This is a genomic window from Cryobacterium sp. PH29-G1 (assembly GCF_030063365.1).
Classification (GTDB): Bacteria; Actinomycetota; Actinomycetes; order Actinomycetales; family Microbacteriaceae; genus Cryobacterium.
This window is the reverse complement of record NZ_JASISY010000016.1, coordinates 66,041-84,098: the sequence shown is the minus strand read 5'-3', so window position 1 is coordinate 84,098 and position 18,058 is coordinate 66,041. Positions and strand designations below refer to the sequence as shown.

Below are 18,058 nucleotides of genomic sequence, written 5' to 3'. Positions count from 1 at the left end.
CCCCTAACCCTTTGAGTCAACTGAACTCGGGGCAGTCCCTGATGTGCTGCGGGGACCGACCCTTTGGGTGGAGATGAGCGGTCCCGATAGCGTGTATCTCTTGGTCATTTCAGAAGCGACGGCAGTAAACATGAGAAGAAGTGTGAAGCCGAACCCATGGTCTTCTAACGGGGTTCCAAACGGAATACTCAAAAATAGGACGACAATCAGTCCGCGGACAGCCGTTTGAGCCGCAGAGTATCCGTGCAGCTGGCCCAACTTCTCGATGAGAACGACGGCCACGACCAAGAATACGAGCAAGGAAATCGTCCCAACGATGCCAAGTTTCACCACGGTTGCAAGGGGGGTATCGAGGGTCTGGCCGATTCCGTATCCCACTCCGTGACCGAAGAGGGGCCTTTGTTCGATCAGTCGAAGGGCAGTGGTGTTCTGCTGCTCCCGCAGCGCATAGGACTGATCCCCCGCCAAATTACCCGAAAACAGCTGCAATAAATAAGAAATGCGCTGCTGTATGAACTCAGGTCGACTTACGACTGCACTCACAACCAATGGGAAAAGAGACAACCCTGCTAGCAAACAAACAGAGACGAGCATAAACATGCGCCTCAAGGGGACGCGATACTTTGAGGTTGTACCAATAACACCAAGTACAGCAGCGAAAACGATCAGGTTCGTTCGTGTCCCAGTTACGAGTAGCGCGACAGGAATCACTACGAGCGGCACTACCCAAAGAACACGACGCCAAGCGCCCGCGGACAGCGTTGCCTGAACCAACGCTAATGAGAACGCAAAAGCAGGAAGGACCAGACTTGAGAGGACGAATTGACCCACATCAATCGATGACACGCCGCGGCGTGTCAACCAGTCCGTGGCGAATCCGACCGCTGCGATGAGGCCAACGCTCCAGACTACTGCATAGATCGTCTGCGGTTTCAAAGCGCTACCTGCGTCGATGCCGATCAGCGGTGCGGCGATGATTAGGAGATAAAAGATCGACTGGCGCACAACCGCCTCAAACGGCGTTCCGTCCTGAACGCCCAGTAGGGCCCCAATCACTAGTACGAGCATGAACGCAGCGCCTAGACCCAGAAGTGGGCGAAAAAAGGGCGCCCAAGCGGGCGGTGCCGTCATAATTCGGTACGCGGAAACTAAGGTGCTCAGCAGAACAATCACGGCATAGATAACTTTACTTGAGCCTATTTCAGACCCGCCGAGGACGACCATACCGCCACCAATAACTGCTACGGCCCGCGCCCATGACCTCGTCAGGATTGCATAGAGCAGGAGTGGCGAAAGGGTCACACCGATGCCGACGACCGGATCGATCACAACTGCGTAGACACATGCAATCGTGAATGCACCACCGATCGCGAGCAACACAAACGTCAGACCAATCGGTGGCAGCCGAACAATACCCAACAGTCTCCCCCTATGCGTCAACCTTCATCTTAGGTTGAAGGGCGGCCTCACCGTTGAAGACCTCAACCTGAAGAAACCTGAACCGTCCCTGATTTCCTGCCGCTTTCTTTCTAGTGAAAGGATTCGGTTATGCCCAAGAAATACCCAGATGAGGTTCGTGAGCGAGCGGTTCGTATGACGCTTGATCGTGTGCAGGATTACCCGTCGATGTGGGCCGCGTGCCGCGAACTGGCACCCAAGCTCAGTGTCGGCCCGGAGACGTTGCGGAAGTGGGTCAGGCAGGCGCAATCCGACGCGGGAGAACGGACCGGCCCAACGAGCGAAGAGCTCGAGGAGATCAAGCGCCTCAAGCGCGAAAACCGGGACTGCGCCCGTCAAGTTATTGAGACAATCTGATTGATTGGCCCTGACCCCGTCGAGTAGACACCTCACAAGAGAGAATGTTCACTATGGCAAGATCACGTCGGGGCTTCACCCCTGAGTACAAAGACGAGGCCGTGAAGCTGGTCATCACCACCGGCAGAGCGGTCGCGACCGTCGCCCGCGAGCTCGGTGTGAACGAGGCCACGCTGGGCCGGTGGGTGAGCGCGTTCAAGGCTCGCAACGAGACCGGGCAGACCGAGGTCACGGAGTCTGAACGGGCCAAATCGTCCACCACGGCCGGCTCCTCCAGTTCAGCGGCGAGTCCTACCGCGTGAAGCACGCCCTCATGAAATGACCTGGCACCAGCCCGGGCAACCCGTATCGCGGCCGCAGACGGCCACCCACCCTCAGCCTCACCTCAGCAGTCAGGACCATCGATGAACGTTTCAACACGTCCCGGGCAACCCCTCGCACCCACCAAAGAAGACCAGCAGATCGTCCCTACTGGCCATGAAACCGGCTGGTGGGACGACACCGGGCGACCGGCTCCCTGGCCAGACGACTTCCTCGATCCCGAGGCCGGATGGACCACCGGAACCACCGACGCCCCCGCCGCCGACGGCGACGGAAACACCCCAAAAACCCGCCGTTCTAACCACCTGCTCAAATGGCCGGAAACCGGCTCTTCGCAATCAGGGGTGTAGTTGAGGTCGAAATCCGCCAGCTTCGAGGAGCGACCGGGCGATGTAGTGCGTCAGGTTTCGGAAGCCCAAGGCCGTGCCGCGGAGGTGCTCGAGCCGTCCGTTGATGGCCTCGGTCGGTCCGTTCGAGGATCCAGGTCTGTCGAAGAAGGCGAGGATGTCAGCAGAGCGCTGTTTCAGGGTTCGGCCGAGACGGTGGAGCTCCGTTAGAAGCTTCGGGACGTCGTGATTGATCGAGTCGATCACCGCTTGCATCATGGCCTTGCCGTTCTTCCGGTCGTTGGTCCGGTAGGCGGCGATGATGCGCTGGTAGATGCCCCAGGTCGCCTGAACCTCGAGGTGCTCGTCGCCGTCGAACAGGGCGCTCAGCCGGTCTTGTTGCTTATCGGTGAGCAGATCACGACCGGTGTGCAGCGTCCGGCGGGCTCGATAGAGCGGATCTCCCACATGCCCACGATGGCCGAGAGTGTGTTGTTGAACCCGTTGCCGACAGCGGTCCAACGCGTCGCCGGCGAGGCGCACGACGTGGAAGGGATCCATCACCGGAACGGCTTCTGGGAGTTCCTCGCTGGCGGCGGTTGTGTAGCCGGTGAAGCCGTCCATCGCGACGACGTCGATGCGGTCTTTCCACTTCTGTGGGCGATCAGCGAGCCACTGCTTGAATGCCTGTTTCGACCGGCCCTCGACCATGTCCAGCAGCCGGGATGGCCCGGTTTTGGTGCGCACCGGGGTGAGGTCGATGATCACGGTGACGAACTTGTCGCCCTTGCGGGTGTGGCGCCAGACGTGCTCGTCGACGCCGATGACCGTGACGTTGTCGAACCGGGCCGGGTCGTTGATCAGGACCCGTTTCCCCTCGGCCAGAATGGCGCTGTTCGCGGTGTGCCAGGCCACCCCGAGGCCGGTCGCGACGCGGCTGACGGAGAGGTGGTTGATGACGATTCCGGCCAGCGCCCACCGCAGTCCGCCGCGGGAAATCTTGGCTTTCGGTGGGGCGGCTTTCCCGGTGTCTTGCCGCCATGTTCGCCCGCACCCTGTGCACAGGTAGCGGCGCACCCGCACGAGCAGTGTCGTCGGCCGCCACCCCAACGGTTCGTGGGCGAGGCGACGAATGACCGTGTCGCGAGGGATGCCCTGACAGCCGCAGTGGTGGCACCAATCGTCACGCTCGACGACGCGGCACTCCAGCACCGCACGACCGTGCTCGAGGCGCTGTCCGACGGCGCGCAGGCCGAGCTCATCCAGCCGGCAAAAGGTGGTCAAATCCGGGTTCGCAAAAGTAGTCTGGGACATGTCGAGGTCTTCCTGATGGGCAGTGTTGGAACTTCCATCTTGGGAAGGCCTCGACCTCTTTCAGCCCAACGACGCGCCCTATTTCGCGCACCTCAACTACACCCTCAATTGCGAAGAGCCACTTTGGCCCACCCGGGCCCGCGCGATCCAAGGCGTCGCGGAGTGGATCGAGGACCGCTACAACCGCCGCCAGCGGCACTCCTCGATCGGGCATGTCACGCCAGTTCGAGGTGCAATACTCGTCACAGGCCTCTGAGATCCAACTCGCCGCTTAACCCGTGTCCACTCTCCGGGGTCAAGGCCACATCCACCTCGCGTCCCGAGGTTATCCACGCGCCGTGAATAACCTCGCCGTCGCCGCTTTGATCGCGACCTACGCCGCCGACAAAGCAATCGTCGACCTGACCGCGGCACAATCGGCGATCACCGAGAACAGCGAGTAAGCCCGAGTCACGAGTCACGAGTCACGAGTGACGACGACCACGTCACCCTGACGATGACGCCGCCATCGTCAAATAACGCGACGGACAACACTCGTGATGATTTACCCCAACCGAATCAACCCACACCTCTAACCAATTCCCGACACTTACACAAAAGACTTTACAGGCTCTCTTTGAGCTCCTGGGTGAAACGCCTACGCGCTGCGGTCCTGCCGATCTCTACTACCGGTACACCTCAATTTATGAGGGCCCACTGTCCGAGATATTCCCGGCAGCTAAATACAAGGTTGACATATATGGCGTTGACGAAGGTGAGCCCCGTACGGTCACCCTCAGCGAGCACGCACCAAGGACGGTATAACTCAGATATCAGACACGCTACTGAGCAACACCGCAGGTATTCCCACCGCCACAGCTCCCGACGGGACGTCAATCGTAACCACAGCATTAGCACCTATTGAAGCACCGTTGCCTATATGCACGCCGCCAAGTAACTTCGCTCCAGCACCTATCACAACGTCATCGCCGACCCTCGGATAAAGATGAGGGCCCGAGCCAACTGCGTATTTTTCACCGAGAGTGACATGTTGGAGTACGGTGCACCCCTTTCCCAAGATCGCTCCTCCTCCGATAACGATCCCGCTCGGATGGTGCATGAGAAGCCCCGGGCCAACCTCACATCCCGGAACAAAATCTGCCCCCGTAAAGAAGTAGCCGATGGACCTACAGATAGAGGCAAGTCCTGTTCGGCCGGATTTGACCTGCCCTTGTTGGGCTCTCAAGAAAAAACATGCCTGTAGGCCAGGAGCGGTCAGCAAAGCACGCACAAACCCACTAACGGTGGGTGTCTCATCGGGACGAAACCTCAAAAAATCTTCTTTCAGCGATTCACCAAAAATCCACATGTGTCTGCATTTCTCTTTGAAGTCTCATTTATTATTGCTCGGGTGAGTCCCTCATGGTCCGTTTAGAAGACCGAAGGACGCGCCCACTGGCACTATAGTCATCGCTCAACCATCAAACTTGTCTACCCGCCGGCAACGTAAAGGTCTGCAATCACCCCCCCCAAGAGTCCCAGCAGAATTACAACCCCGACACTCCTTGTCACCCTTCCGCTCCCGTGTAGCAGCCCGCCTAACAGCAAAGACAAGAAGGACTGTCAAGATAGACTGGGTCGTAACCAAGGCTACCGCGGCGCCGGTGGCACCTAAAGCCGGAGCAAGAACCAGCACTAGCGACAGCTGCGTCATAATGGCCAAAGTGTTTAACCGAGCGACTAGCGCATCACTGCCTCTCGACTGCAGCACCATCGCAAGTGGCTGATTTACAATCATGGGAATGGTCGCGAGAGCGAGGAACTGAAGCACAGGAACGGAATTCGCATAGGCTCTGCCGAGGAATATCTCGACGATGAACGGTGCCGTGAGAATTAACACGACAGAACCAACCATGGCCAGAATCGGTAGCCATATTGCCTTGGTCAAATGCCCCCACGCTTGGCCCCACGATTCGGACCTCGAAATGAAGGGTACGGCCGCAGACGAGAAGGCACTCGTCAGGAGGCTAAGCGGTTGCGTCCATTTGTTCACAGCCCCGTAGATCCCCGAGGCCACTGGGCCGGCCACAGCGGTTAAAATTGGCAGATCAAGATTCGCGGAGCTGACTCCGAGAGTGAATAGTCCGTAGTTTCCGGACGACTTCCAGGGGTTCGTGCGTACATTGAAACGAAGTTTTGGTTTAGCTTGCGCGGGTGTGAGGCACCAGCTCAAACATGCGGCTATGAGTGACCCTGCCGTCAAGGAAATCCACAAGGCTGTCGTGGGGGAGGTCCCGATTAAAGTGAGCACAATATATATGCTCAGTACGGCCAAACGGTCGCAGAAAATCGACAGAGAAACCGTTTCCGCCCTCGCAATACCTCTTAACGCGACTTGATTAGACTGATTCACCAAAAGGGCGAACCCTATGGGTGCAGCCACCCAAAAACCGCTCGTGGGAAAAGCTATCAACGTAACGACTGCCCATGCAGCAAGCACGACCCCAGCGATTAAGACCTTGGAAACGTACCGCCGCCCGAATTCATAATTAGTCAAATTTCGCTTCGAGATCTCACGCACCCACAGTGAATTCGTTCCGAAATCGATGAATCCGACGAACGTTATGCCAAGCGCGATAGCCGTAGTCACATATCCGAACTCGGCCACGGCGGACTGCCGTGCTGTGAGGATATAGACAACGGCAATCATTACTTGCCCAGAGCCCGTCGCTATTGCGAGTGATAGCGCCTGGGTCGCAAGGCCTCGCTCACGCGGGGGAGTTAGGGTCTTCACAGAAGCGTCTCACAAAACTGAGACGTCCCGTAAGTCATTGACTGACTTGGTCGCTTCATTTGGCTAGATTCAAGAATCGCAGCTCCTAACTTCGCTTCGTCAAGGGGTACCCAATTCGCTAATTCGGGCATTTTTAGGCTGTCCAACCGCAATGACTCTGCTCCTGCCGCAAGAACCCGGGTACCCACCGCGGCAGCTTTACCCATGATTCCGCTCGGACTTTCGTTTGAATGCGCCAAGATGACACAGTCCACAGCGGCAATCGTGGAGTCCAACTCAATCTCAGTGAGTAACCTGTCAACGACGCGGACTTGGATTCCCAATAATCGCAACTGAGCCAAGTCAGGACTTAAAGACTCGAGTACGCCGGGATCGAACTTGCCCGCCAGAACCAGGCCCGCCCTCGCTCCACTGAGACGAATAGTTTGAGCCACCATGGACACATTCTTTCGAAACGAAATCGCTCCTACTATGGCAAACCAATACTGGTCCCCGGTCAGTTTCAGATCCACTCTCGCGGCCTCCAGACTCTCCGATGTCATGGAGATAGATACGGGATCGACGGCTATTCCGGTCATGTCACCAGCGCCCATGGAACCCTTGAGCCGGGAGAGCTTCACTGTCTTGAATCGTTCAACCCTCCTTATGAGGCGGCTTTTAATACGATGCTTCATCCAAGCAGTCGCTCGAAACCTCGACGGTTGCGGCGAATCTCTCATAATGAGGAGGGAAAGTCGTCCGCTTCCACGCCAGCCTCGAGTCAGCGCAAGACGAAGTGCTATTCGGTCTGCATCAGGTACGACCGTCAGGTCTGCGTTCACCTTTTCCGATAGGGCCCGCATGGCCGAGAGACGATCTTCGTCGTAGACGAGGAAAGTAACGTCTTTGTCCAAACTGACGAGATGCAACTTGTATTCCGCGCTGCTTGCAACCTCTGCCGAGATTCCAATACTGACCCTGTCACCTTTCGCAAGCGCGCCGTCGGCAAGAATACGAACGTACGCTAATCGGTGACCGGAAGGATTGTCTTCGAGCAGGAGCAGCGAACGTCGACCAGGGGTGATCCAAGTCTCAAGCGTCCGCGCGCCACTCAAGCTTTGCCCTCGCAAAGTAGGACCTCAGTCGACGAAACCGCTGCAGCGTCAAGAAATACTCGCGCAAAAACTTCGGGCGTATATCGAAGAATCTCCGGCTCAAGTAGCCGAGAATGCCATGCTGCGCGCGAGCAGGTCATGGCGTCGGCGACAGAAGCAATGTCGGTGCCTGAAACAAACACACCTTCCATATGACACACTGAGGCCGAAACACCACACACGTCGCTGACGACCACGTGGAGTCCAGCGGCAAGGGCCTCATTTACAGCCAATCCCCACACTTCGCTCGTGGATGCCAAAACTAACGTTTCACAACGCGCGACGAGCTCGGGAAGTTCCACATAAGCTACTGCCCCTAAAAAGGAAACAACTTGCTCAATTCCTAACTCTACCGAAAGAACGCTCAATACTTTTCTGTCCGGTCCCGCTCCGACAATCGTGAGAGTATCCCCCGTTTCAGCGATACGCGCAAAAGCCTCCAAGATGGTACTTACGTTCTTCAGGGCAATTAGCCGCCCTACGAAGAGGAATCGATGGCCAACGCCGTCATCTGTAGGTGCACTTGCTGCCGCTGATCGAAAGGATTCGACGTCTACTGCATTGAAGCCGACGAAGGTTTTATCGCCTTGAACGCCCATTGATTCTATTGCGCGTCGAGCAGACTCACCCGGAACAACGACGGCGTCTAAAGAATTAAAAAAGACACTTCGTGCTTTGGCAATTAGGCCTTTGCCGTGACCTTGTGATGCCAGCGTTGACTCGTAGAACCCGATCAATCGTGGACGCCGACGCGTCAGTTTTACGAAAAGCAGAATCTGCCAGTAGGACGGGGATTCCCAACCGCCTAAAATGACGACATCAGCATTCTTTAGAACCTGCCGAATTCCGCCCCATTTAATCCAATATAACGTCGTTTCGCCACGGCGCACCCTCTCAGTAGGTACCTCGCAAAGAGTATAGTTCGTCGCTTCTCGCCCAAACCAGTCGCTGGCCCTGTCTGCGTTATCCGATGCTGCGAATCGTCCCTGTGACTCGAGGAGGAATACTTCCAAATGAATTTCGTTCGCTATAGCTGCCCAAACGGGTATTCTATATGGTGCGGCGAAGTTCGTTACCCAAGCGATGCGCGGAGTCTCGCTTCTCGCTGCAAAAACAGATGATCCCACTTGTACACCCCAACTCTCAAAAGTACGTTCATGGCACAATGCTTGAAATTCACAAAGTCAACTACTTATATACGGGGTGCTCGCAATGCAATCTCATCGCTTCCGGGACGTCCTCGCCCGATAAAAAGGGCACCCCAGGTGTTCACGGCGGACTGGCCCGCTTTCCGGTGCGTGACCAGTTCTCGACTCATAGATATCGACAGGGGCATCGCTCTTCCTCGGTAATCTCGTAGCTTCGGTAATTCGCGAACTTTGAGGTCCTAAACGATTCTACTTCCTCTAATTTTAGCGTCAGGTTACTGACGCAGCAAGAATCCTGAACTGAACGCATGAACATTGGAGGCACCTTCCACTAATGCGCTTCTGCGCCGGGTTGAAACACCGCTTTGAACGTGCGCCAAAGAATCACAAGATCTCCAGTTATCGACCAGTTCTCAACGTAATACAGGTCCAACCGAATACTGTCTTCCCACGATAGGTTTGATCGTCCGCTTACCTGCCAGAGGCCACTCATCCCCGGCTTCAACAAGAGGCGGCGGTGGGCAGCACTGTCATAAAGTGCGACCTCGCCATCTCGTTGTGGCCTTGGCCCAACCAAGCTCATGTCTCCCTTGAGAACGTTTAGAAGCTGGGGAAACTCATCGAGCGAGTATTTTCGAAGCACACGTCCAACCGCAGTGATCCGAGGGTCGTTGTGCACTTTGAAGAGCGGTTTATCACTTTTACCCTGAGCCTCCAGCAGCCGTGCCAGGTCGGCGTCGGCATCCATTCGCATGGATCGAAACTTGAGCATGTTGAAATGGTCACCGTTGAGGCCAACCCGCTCCTGCCGGTACAGAACGTCTCCCGGGCCGCCAAACTTCACGAGAATAGCCAGAAGGGCTAGGAGTGGAGAAAGCAGAAGCAGGAGCATGCCTGAGCCCAGAATGTCGAAGGTGCGCTTAGCAAAGTGCTTGCTGCCCTCGTAGCGGGGGGTTTCAACGTGAATGAGAGGCAGACCGGCAACCGGCCTGGTATGAATGCGCGGACCGCCCACGTCGGTGAGACGAGGAACGACGACCATGTGGTACCGGCCCGGCTCAAGGCTCCAGCTCAATTCGCGCATGCGCCTGGCGGTCATATCGCTGCTACTGGTGATGGCGATAGTGTCGGCGTTCATTGTCTCTAAGGCCTCGTGCACACTATCGAGGCCGCCAAGCACGGGCACGTCGGTGTCGGTGAGCGTGTCGGCGCTCGGGCCGGTCGTGACAACGGCACCAACCACGCGGTAGCCGGCACCCGGAGCGCGCCGTAGCTCGCGGGCGATGCGGGCGGATGAGGCCAGCGTGCCAACGAGGATTACGCGAGCGGTGAAACGGCCGTGTGCACGATTTGCCACGAGCCACTGACGCCAGAGCCAACGCGAGAAGAAGAGCATGACGAGGCCCAGGGGGAAGGCCAACAGAATATAGCCGCGAGCAATGTCTATCTTGAACAGGAACGAGATGATGGCGATAATACCGAACAGGCGGATGGTGGCGTTGCCAATGAGTTTGTACTCGTTGCTACCGGTGCCGAGTACCCGGTGGGCTCGGGTAGCGAAGACACTGAGCAGCGCCATCCAGCTGGCAATGAGAATGACGGAGAACGAGGTATAGCTGATAACTAGCTTGTTTAGGTCTGCAGGAAAGGCCACATCCGCGGTGTCGAAACCGAACCACGCAATTTGAACTCCGAAGACAACCCAAATCAGTACCAGTAAGTCGGTAACGCGCAGTCGTGTGGCGAAAGTGTCGCGCCAGTCGCGAGTGCGCGGGTGGTGTGTCGGCGTTTGTGTTGCGGTCGACATTGCGCTCCCCCCGAGCTGGTGACCAAATGTCACCTAAGTATTAGTTTACATACCGGCGGGGAGAGCCCGTTTAGGGGGTCCCCGTTTGGGGCCGGGGCGTGGGGCTGATGCGTGGGCCCGACGGGGTGATCGGCGCTGGGGTCGACCAACGCGCCCTGCGTTGGCCGAGGTTGGCGAGGCCGTAAGTGGCGCTCTCGCCAAGCTCGACCAACGGGCTGGGGTTGAGGTTGGGCTGGAGCGCTAGCGGTAGAGGGCCGCGGCGTCTTCTATTTGGGCCAGCACGGCGGTGGTCGGGGCCTCGATGGCCATTCGCGTGGTGCCGCCGTTGATTCCGAGAATCTTGTAGGCGGCCTTCATGCGGCCCATGTTGCCGGCGATGGCGTCAACCACGGCGTCAACCGCGGTCTGGGCTGCCGAAATCTCGGCGGCATCCTGACCGGCGTGAGCGGCGGCCAGGGCGCGAAACGGCTTGGGGAACACCGACGAAACTCCCGAGATTACGCCCTGCGCTCCATACGCTTCGGCCCGGCCCAGGTCGCGGTCCGATCCGGTGTAGAGCAGAAACTCGGCGGGAACGACCGCGCGGTACGCGGCAACCTGCTCGAGCGTTTCGTCACTGATCTTGGCCCCGACCACGTTGGGCAGCTGCGCCAGTGTGGCCATGAGATCGGCCGAGACGAAGTTGCCGCTGACGGCGCGAAAGACGTAGATATACATGTCGAGGCCATCGGCCGCGTTCGAGACGGCGGTGAAGTATTCGAGCAGCGCGGCATCCGTTGCTTTGAGGTAGTACGGGGTGAGCACTGCTATCTCGGTGGCGCCGGCCGCTTTGGCCTGCGCCACGCACTGCAGCGCCTGATAGGTGCTGGCCGAACCCACGTGCACGATCACACGCATGTGCGGCGACAGTTCTTCGATGCTGGCCTCAACGAGGGCGCTGCGCTCTTCGAACGACAGCGACGGAAACTCGCCCGTGGTGCCCAGCACGAGGGCGCCTTCGTTGCCCGACTGGGCGACAAAGCGCAAAATTTCGCGCGATCCGGCCAGATCGAGCGCACCATCGGGGTGGAACGCAACGGGAACGGCGGTCAGAATCTCTCGGGTTTTCATGGTTCCTTATTTCTTAGAAGCGGATGGTGCGTCATCGGGCGTGCGCGCCTGGGCGGCATCCCGATCTAACAGGGCCTCGGCCAGGGTGGTGCTGCGTTCGGCCCTGGCCTGGCGGTGGCGCCGAATGATGGGCAATACCAGTGACAGGAGCGAGAGCAGCAGAAGGGCGATGGTGATGGGGCTGATCACGTCGATGAAGGGCTTGGTGGGCAGAATCGTGAGGGTGCGCGCCAGGTTCTCTTCGGCGAGCGGGCCGAGCAGCAGGCCGAGCACGACCGGTCCGGCGGGAAACCCGGTGCGTTTCATCAGCACGCCGATAACGCCGAAGACCATCATGGTGCCCACCGTGTAGAGGCTGTTGGTGGTGGCGTAGGTGCCGATAATGCAGAAGATGAGAATGGCGCTCCACAAGTAGTGGTGCGGCAGGTCGAGCAGCTTCACCATGCCCTTCATGCGCACCAGGCTCAGCCCGAGCGAGAGCACGGTGGCGATCAGCATGATTCCGGTGATGCTCACCACCAGGTCGGGGCGTCGGGTGAACAGGTCGGGCCCGGGGGCGATGCCCCAGATCATCATCGACCCGATCATGATGGCCATCACCGAGTCGCCGGGCACACCCAGCGCCATGGTCGTGGTGAGCGACCCGCCGAGGGTGGCGCTCGAGGCGGTGTCGGAGGCGGTGATGCCCTCGATGGAGCCCTTGCCGAATTCCTCCGGATGCTTGGAGATGCGTTTGGCGCGGTCCCAACCGATGAGACCGGCGATGTCGCCGCCGGCGGCCGGGATGAGGCCAACACCGAGACCGACCAGACCGCTGACGCCGAGCGGGCGGCGAATCTGCTTGAGCTCGGCCTTGTTCGGCCACCACCGGCCGAGGCTGGAGATGGGGCGAATCTTGCTCTTGTGGTGGGTGAGCAGCTGATCGAACAGCTCGGCGATGCCGAACAATCCGATAATGACCGCGATGAAGTTGAAGCCCTCCCAGAGATCGAGGCTGCCGAAGGTGAGCCGTTGGTCGCCGGTGGCCGGAAACACGCCCACTGTGCCGAGCGCCAGGCCGAAGAGCCCGGCGAGCACACCCTTAAGAATGGACTTCGACGAAATGCTGATCATGACGGTGAGGCCGAACACCACGAGGGCAAACAGTTCGGGAGATTTGAAATAGTCCCGGGCGATGGTGGCGATGGGGATGGCCGCTGCGGCGAACACCACCAGACTTGCCAGGATGCCGATGGCCGACACGATCGCCGAGATGGTGAGCGCCAGCCCGGCCCGGCCCTGCTTGGCCATCGGGTAGCCGTCGAGGGTGGTGGCGATCGAGGCGGGCGTGCCGGGGGTGTTGACCAGAATGGCCGGCACCCGGTCACCGAAGTTGGCCGCGACATAGATGGTGAGCAGAACGGCCAGACCCTGCACGGGTTCCAGGGTGAGCGTGAAACCCGAGGCGAGGGCCACGGCCATGGTGGCGGTGATGCCGGGAAACGCACCCACGAGAAATCCGAGGCCGAGGCCCATGATCATGCCGATGAGTACCTGAATATCAAGGAGCGACGCGATGCCGTCGGTGAGAGCGTTCACAGCGGGATCCTTAGCAGCATGCCGAAGAGGAGGTAGATGAAGGCGGTAGAAACGAGGGGAAAGAACACGAGGGCCTTCCACGATCGTGCGCCGTAGATGAGCAGCAGCCCGAGCAACAACAGCGGGGTGATGAAGACGAAGAGATTAAAGTTGTAGCCGAACATGACGAACGTGCGCAGCTCCCAGATGGCCATGTAGCCCACGACCAGGGCAAGGCTCGCCAGCAGACGCGTAACACCGCCCACCTGCAGCCGCTCGAGGTCATCGCGTTCGTCGGGGGTCTGAGTGAGCGCCACGATGAGCCGCCACAGAGCGATGGTGAGGCCGAGGCCGCCGAGCACGGTCGGCCAGAAGCGGGCGTCCATTTGGCCGGCATCCGCTTCGCGTCGCAGGTCGATCTGCAGCACGAGCACGAGAAAAGTGGTCATGACCACGACCGCAACGGATGCCGCGATGATCTCCAGTTTTCGAGACGGTTGCGCCGCGTCATGCCCGCCGCTGGGCGTGGGGGCGTCGTCGGCATCGGGCAGGGCCGGGACCGCCCCGGGCGGCACGACGTCATTCTGGTGGCTCATGATCACCACGGCTGCTTTCTCGCTGGCCGCGTAGGGTGCGAAGCGTTTCGGCTTCGCACCCTATGCGGCATACTGACCGGTTGGACTAACCGAGGAGTTTCTGGAACAGGGTGAACTGCTCGTTGACGAAGTCGGTGAACTCGGCCGAGTCGCGGTAGACCACCATGTTGCCGGACTGCTTCTGGAAGGCCTGGTAGGTGTCGGTCTCGACAGCCTGCGCGATGGCATCTTCAAGAATGGAGTGCACGTCGTCTGGCAGACCGGCCGGAGCGTAGATGCCACCCCAGCCGCCGTAGACCGCGGCGGTGCCGATGGCTTCTTCGGCCGTGGGCACGTCGGGCAGGTTGAAGTACGTCTCGTCGTTCAGCACGGCCAGAACGCGCACGGCGCCCTTCTGAGCCAGCGCCTCGCCGGCACCCGACACAGCGGCAACGGCCTCGCCGGATGCTGCGGCAGCAACGGCAGTGGCTCCGCCGTCATAGGCCACGGTGGTGAACTGAGCGCCGGTTTCTTCGGCCAGTCCGAGCGTTGCGGCCTCCCAGATGGAGCCGGCGCCGGAGTTGGCCACGGTGAGCGCCGAGTCCTTGGAGGCGTCGATCAGGTCTTGCAGGGTTTCGTAGGGGCTGTCTGCGCCCACCGAGATAACGCCGGGGGCGAGCATGATCTGGCCGAGCAGGTCGTAGTTTTCGGGCAGAACGTTGGCGTTCTGCGTGGTGTTCAACATGGCGATCTCGGAGGGACCGAAGCCGATGACGTAGCCGTCGGCCGGCTGCTGCGCCACGAACTCCATGGCCAGGGCGCCGGAGGCTCCGGGCATGTTCTCGGGGATGACGCTTACGCCGAGAATCTTCTCGAGCTCCGAGGCGAGCGCACGGCTCGACAGGTCGGAGCCGCCACCGGGGTTGGCCTGAATGATGAGGCGGATGTCTTTGTCGGGGAACGTAGACGCGGCCGCGGTCTCACCGGGCTCGGCAACTTCGGAGACCGGGCTGCAGCCCACCAGCGCAATGGCTGCTCCGAGTACGCCGGCCATCAGTCCTAAGGATTTTTTGCTCTTCACAGGCTCCGTCAACTTCCTTGTTTAGGCCTTTTGACCCGTCATCATTGATGTGTCTATCTCGAATACTCGACTCGCCTTCGCGACAAGTAATCGATTTCAGGATGCTACGAGAGAACGTGGGGCATTGTCAAGTTTGTGGGGTTGTAGCGGCGTGCCGCGGGGAGTGCGGCAGGGCGTGCTGCCCGACGTGCGCCGGAGAGTACGGCCCGAGGTCAGTCGGCGAAGGCGGTGATGACGCCGGCCGAGAGCTCGACGATTTCGCGATCGCGCTGGGGCTGCTCCATGCGCTTGAGCAGCAACCGCGCGGCCTCCGAGCCCATCCGCATGCTGGCGTGGTCCAGCACGAGCAGCGGGTATCGCCTCGAGGTGCTCCACGGCACGGGATCGAAGCTGGCCAACGAAATCGATGACGGATCGACGTGGCTTTCGGTCAATGCTCGGATGGCGCCCAGGGTCATGGCGTTGTTGGCGACCATGATGGCATCCGCTTTTTCGGGCAACGCCAGGATTTGCCGCGCGGCGCGGTAGCCGCCCGCTTCGGAGTAGTCGGCCCCGACGATGAGGCTCTCGTGCACGGGCAGCCCCGCCGCTTGCAGGGCATTGCGATAGCCGGTGCGGCGGGCATTGGCGGTGAAGGTGCGTTCCGGCCCGGCGATGTGGGCGATGTGCGTGCGGCCCTGGCGAATGAGCTTGGCCGTGAGGCTGCTGGATCCGCCAACGTTGTCGAAGATCACGGAGTCGAACTCCCCCGTCTCGGTGAGCCGGTCAATAACCACCGTGGGGATGCCCGCCGAGCGCAGGTCACTCAGATCACTCTTGGCCGAGTCGGCCGGAGCCACGATAACACCACTCACCTGTTGGGCGGCGAGGAGGCTCAGGTAGGTGGCCTCCACGGTGGCGTTCTCGTCGCTGTTGCAGAGCATGAGCAGGTAGCCGTCGTCGCGGAGGGCGTCGCCGATGCCGCGCACGACCTCGGTGAAGAACGGGTTGGAAATATCGGGAATGACCACCCCGACCACGCTGTTTTTCTGCAGGCGCAGGCTGCGGGCCACGTTGTTCATGCGGTAGCCGAGGGCTGACACAGCCGCGTGAACGCGCGCGGCCATGACCGGGTCGACCGTGGCGCTGTTGTTCAAAACTCGGGACACGGTCGCCGTTGAAACGCCGGCGTGCCTTGCGACATCGACCACCTTTGGTCGTGGCGATACTGCCATGTGCATACTCCTGGCTGAAAAAATTGGTTATGCCCAGCCGTTTCGCGGGTGGCTGTTGTGATGATAGCTGCCTTGCGGGCCGTGCTTGAACTGCCACAAGGTTGCCGGGGTCGCCGCGCGGCGCTGCAGCCCCGGTGAATACCCCACTGGCGGACTTGACTCAGTAATCGATTTCTAGCATGCTTGCGACTGCTGCTCAACCGCGGCCGTTCAACATTTGACCGCAATCAAGGAGGATTCGTGGCTTCCAGAATCTATACACTTCCGGCCCCGCTGACCAAGCCCACACTGCAGCCGCGCACTGCCTGGCTCGTCTCCAGCGGCGACCTTCGGCTTTCGGCCAACCTCGACGGATGGCCCACCCAAGCCGCCATGGAGGCCAAGATTGGTGAGGCATTTGCCGAACTCGATTGGAACATCGTGCGTGCCCACGCCGTCAACGACGCCACGGGCCACGGATTCATCGACAGCCAGCGCATGGGGCTCGAGGTGTTCAAGGGTATTCCCGTAGATGCCCCGCTCATCGTTGCCGAGTCGGTATGGCAGTACAGCCATCACGTTCTCGCCGGGTTGCGCACCCACCAAGGGCCGATCCTCACGGTGGCCAACTTTGCCGGCGACAAGCCGGGCCTGGTGGGTCTGCTCGGCCTGAACGCCGGCCTCACCAAAATGAACGTGGCTTATTCCACCATCTGGAGTGTGGACTTCACCGACGACTGGTTTCGGGCCGGTCTGGCTTCGTGGATCGCCACCGGCACGATCGAGCACGACGACTCGCACGTGCGACCGTTTCCCCCTGCCGCCGAAAACCCCGAATCAATTCTGGGCACCACCCTGGCCACGCAACTGCTCGACGAGAAGGCCATCATCGGCGTGTTCGATGAGGGCTGCATGGGCATGTACAACGCCATCTTCGACGATGAGCTGTTGAACCCGATCGGCATCTATAAGGAGCGGCTCTCGCAGAGCGCGCTCTACGCCGAGATGCTCACCGTGCCCGAGAACGAAGCCGCCGACGTTCTCACGTGGGTGCGCGACGCCGGTATGACCTTTGTGCTCGGCACCGACGAGGCCACCGAGCTCACCGAGGGCCAGCTGATCTGGCAGGCCAAGATGTATATCGCCGCGCTGCGCATTAGCGACGATTACGGAGTCGCGGCCATCGGCATCCAGTATCAGCAGGGTCTTAAAGATCTTGTTCCCGCCAGCGACCTTATCGAGGGCCTGCTCAACAACGTGCAGCGGCCCCCCGTGACGAGCCGCGACGGTAGCCGAGTGCTGTGGCAGGGCGAAGCGCTGCCCCACTTCAACGAGGCCGACGAGGGTGTCGCCGTCGACGCTCTGGTCACCAACCGCATCTGGACGGCGATGGGTCTCGACCCGGCCACGACGCTGCACGATGTGCGTTGGGGAGAAGACTACGACGGCCAGTTCGTTTGGGTGTTTGAAATTTCCGGTTCGGTCCCGCCCTCCCACCTGCACGGCGGCTACGCCGGTGCGGTCGGTTGGCGTCAGAATCCGGTATATTTTCCGCTCGGCGGCAGCACGATCAAGGGCATCGCCAAGGCTGGCGAGTTTGTGTGGTCGCGCCTGTATATCGCCCAGGGCGAGCTGCACTTCGATATTGGGCGCGGCACCGCGCTCGCGCTGCCGGCTGAAGAAACCGAGCGACGGTGGCAGGCCACAAACCCGGAATGGCCGATCATGCACGCCGTACTGCACGGCGCCACGCGCGACCAGTTCATGGCCCGGCACAAGGCCAACCACTTGCAGGTGGCCTACGCGCCCGATGCCGAATCGGCCGATCATGCGCTGGCTGCCAAAGCCACCATGTTCGACCGCCTCGGTGTGATCGTGCACCTCATCGGTGACGTCGCGATCTAG

General features: G+C 60.0%; 16 protein-coding genes and 1 pseudogene. 5 read left to right on the top strand and 12 right to left on the bottom strand.

Going from position 1 to position 18,058, the window contains the following annotated elements:
- Positions 1–3: 3 nt before the first annotated feature.
- Complete coding sequence (locus QMK22_RS15945; RefSeq protein ID WP_283498637.1) at positions 4–1,419, bottom strand: O-antigen ligase family protein; 1,416 nt, start codon at positions 1,417–1,419, stop codon at positions 4–6.
- A gap of 129 nt (positions 1,420–1,548) precedes the next feature.
- On the opposite strand from QMK22_RS15945, the gene QMK22_RS15940 reads away from it, so the two are divergent.
- The 3 genes and pseudogenes from QMK22_RS15940 (at position 1,549) to QMK22_RS15930 (ending at position 2,486) form a co-directional block, all read left to right on the top strand.
- The gene (locus QMK22_RS15940) at positions 1,549–1,815 is read left to right on the top strand and encodes a transposase (RefSeq protein ID WP_283498636.1); all 267 of its coding nucleotides are present in this window, start codon (positions 1,549–1,551) and stop codon (positions 1,813–1,815) included.
- Between the two features lie 44 nt (positions 1,816–1,859).
- Positions 1,860–2,045: pseudogene (locus tag QMK22_RS15935) on the top strand (transposase); the annotation flags it as partial.
- A gap of 174 nt (positions 2,046–2,219) precedes the next feature.
- Positions 2,220–2,486: a hypothetical protein gene (locus tag QMK22_RS15930; RefSeq protein WP_283498635.1), complete on the top strand. Its 267-nt coding sequence runs from the start codon at positions 2,220–2,222 to the stop codon at positions 2,484–2,486.
- On the opposite strand, the gene QMK22_RS15925 is transcribed toward QMK22_RS15930, so the two are convergent.
- Positions 2,475–3,776, bottom strand: a complete 1,302-nt coding sequence (locus QMK22_RS15925) for an ISL3 family transposase (RefSeq protein WP_283498634.1) — start codon at positions 3,774–3,776, stop codon at positions 2,475–2,477. The genes QMK22_RS15930 and QMK22_RS15925 overlap by 12 nt on opposite strands.
- A gap of 22 nt (positions 3,777–3,798) precedes the next feature.
- On the opposite strand from QMK22_RS15925, the gene QMK22_RS15920 reads away from it, so the two are divergent.
- Positions 3,799–4,032: a hypothetical protein gene (locus QMK22_RS15920; RefSeq protein WP_283498646.1), complete on the top strand. Its 234-nt coding sequence runs from the start codon at positions 3,799–3,801 to the stop codon at positions 4,030–4,032.
- Positions 4,033–4,581: 549 nt separating this feature from the next.
- Here the strand turns inward: QMK22_RS15920 and QMK22_RS15915 are convergent.
- The 10 genes from QMK22_RS15915 to QMK22_RS15875 form a co-directional block, all read right to left on the bottom strand.
- On the bottom strand, positions 4,582–4,875 hold the full coding sequence (locus tag QMK22_RS15915; RefSeq protein WP_283498643.1) for a serine O-acetyltransferase: 294 nt from the start codon (positions 4,873–4,875) through the stop codon (positions 4,582–4,584).
- Positions 4,876–5,229: 354 nt separating this feature from the next.
- The gene (locus tag QMK22_RS17630) at positions 5,230–6,549 is read right to left on the bottom strand and encodes an oligosaccharide flippase family protein (RefSeq protein ID WP_502857869.1); all 1,320 of its coding nucleotides are present in this window, start codon (positions 6,547–6,549) and stop codon (positions 5,230–5,232) included.
- A complete protein-coding gene (locus tag QMK22_RS15910; RefSeq protein WP_283498633.1) occupies positions 6,546–7,643 on the bottom strand; it encodes a glycosyltransferase family protein in 1,098 nt (365 codons plus the stop codon). The genes QMK22_RS17630 and QMK22_RS15910 overlap by 4 nt, the downstream gene beginning before the upstream one ends.
- Positions 7,640–8,572 carry a glycosyltransferase gene (locus QMK22_RS15905; protein ID WP_283498632.1) on the bottom strand — a complete coding sequence of 311 codons (933 nt, stop codon included), beginning with the start codon at positions 8,570–8,572 and terminating at the stop codon, positions 7,640–7,642. Before QMK22_RS15905 ends, QMK22_RS15910 begins: the two co-directional genes overlap by 4 nt.
- Positions 8,573–9,161: 589 nt before the next feature.
- Complete coding sequence (locus QMK22_RS15900; RefSeq protein WP_283498631.1) at positions 9,162–10,637, bottom strand: sugar transferase; 1,476 nt, start codon at positions 10,635–10,637, stop codon at positions 9,162–9,164.
- Positions 10,638–10,877: 240 nt separating this feature from the next.
- Positions 10,878–11,747, bottom strand: a complete 870-nt coding sequence (locus QMK22_RS15895; protein WP_283498630.1) for a dihydrodipicolinate synthase family protein — start codon at positions 11,745–11,747, stop codon at positions 10,878–10,880.
- A gap of 6 nt (positions 11,748–11,753) precedes the next feature.
- Complete coding sequence (locus QMK22_RS15890; RefSeq protein WP_283498629.1) at positions 11,754–13,325, bottom strand: tripartite tricarboxylate transporter permease; 1,572 nt, start codon at positions 13,323–13,325, stop codon at positions 11,754–11,756.
- Complete coding sequence (locus QMK22_RS15885; protein ID WP_283498628.1) at positions 13,322–13,900, bottom strand: tripartite tricarboxylate transporter TctB family protein; 579 nt, start codon at positions 13,898–13,900, stop codon at positions 13,322–13,324. Before QMK22_RS15885 ends, QMK22_RS15890 begins: the two co-directional genes overlap by 4 nt.
- Positions 13,901–13,985: 85 nt before the next feature.
- Positions 13,986–14,933, bottom strand: coding sequence for a tripartite tricarboxylate transporter substrate binding protein (locus QMK22_RS15880; RefSeq protein ID WP_283498627.1), 948 nt, complete (start codon positions 14,931–14,933; stop codon positions 13,986–13,988).
- A gap of 239 nt (positions 14,934–15,172) precedes the next feature.
- A complete protein-coding gene (locus QMK22_RS15875) occupies positions 15,173–16,174 on the bottom strand; it encodes a LacI family DNA-binding transcriptional regulator (protein ID WP_283498626.1) in 1,002 nt (333 codons plus the stop codon).
- A gap of 240 nt (positions 16,175–16,414) precedes the next feature.
- Here QMK22_RS15875 and QMK22_RS15870 point away from each other — a divergent pair, with 240 nt between their 5' ends.
- Positions 16,415–18,058 (top strand): fucose isomerase, encoded by a 1,644-nt coding sequence (locus tag QMK22_RS15870; RefSeq protein WP_283498625.1) that lies wholly within the window; start codon positions 16,415–16,417, stop codon positions 18,056–18,058.

What these genes read in the sequence shown, in the direction of transcription:
- QMK22_RS15940 (WP_283498636.1), top strand. Translation starts at nt 1,549, where the DNA reads ATGCCCAAGAAATACCCAGATGAGGTTCGTGAGCGAGCGGTTCGTATG.
- QMK22_RS15930 (WP_283498635.1), top strand. Translation starts at nt 2,220, where the DNA reads ATGAACGTTTCAACACGTCCCGGGCAACCCCTCGCACCCACCAAAGAA.
- QMK22_RS15925 (WP_283498634.1), bottom strand. Translation starts at nt 3,776, where the DNA reads ATGTCCCAGACTACTTTTGCGAACCCGGATTTGACCACCTTTTGCCGG.
- QMK22_RS15915 (WP_283498643.1), bottom strand. Translation starts at nt 4,875, where the DNA reads ATGCACCATCCGAGCGGGATCGTTATCGGAGGAGGAGCGATCTTGGGA.
- QMK22_RS15900 (WP_283498631.1), bottom strand. Translation starts at nt 10,637, where the DNA reads ATGTCGACCGCAACACAAACGCCGACACACCACCCGCGCACTCGCGAC.
- QMK22_RS15895 (WP_283498630.1), bottom strand. Translation starts at nt 11,747, where the DNA reads ATGAAAACCCGAGAGATTCTGACCGCCGTTCCCGTTGCGTTCCACCCC.
- QMK22_RS15885 (WP_283498628.1), bottom strand. Translation starts at nt 13,900, where the DNA reads ATGAGCCACCAGAATGACGTCGTGCCGCCCGGGGCGGTCCCGGCCCTG.
- QMK22_RS15880 (WP_283498627.1), bottom strand. Translation starts at nt 14,933, where the DNA reads ATGGCCGGCGTACTCGGAGCAGCCATTGCGCTGGTGGGCTGCAGCCCG.
- QMK22_RS15875 (WP_283498626.1), bottom strand. Translation starts at nt 16,174, where the DNA reads ATGGCAGTATCGCCACGACCAAAGGTGGTCGATGTCGCAAGGCACGCC.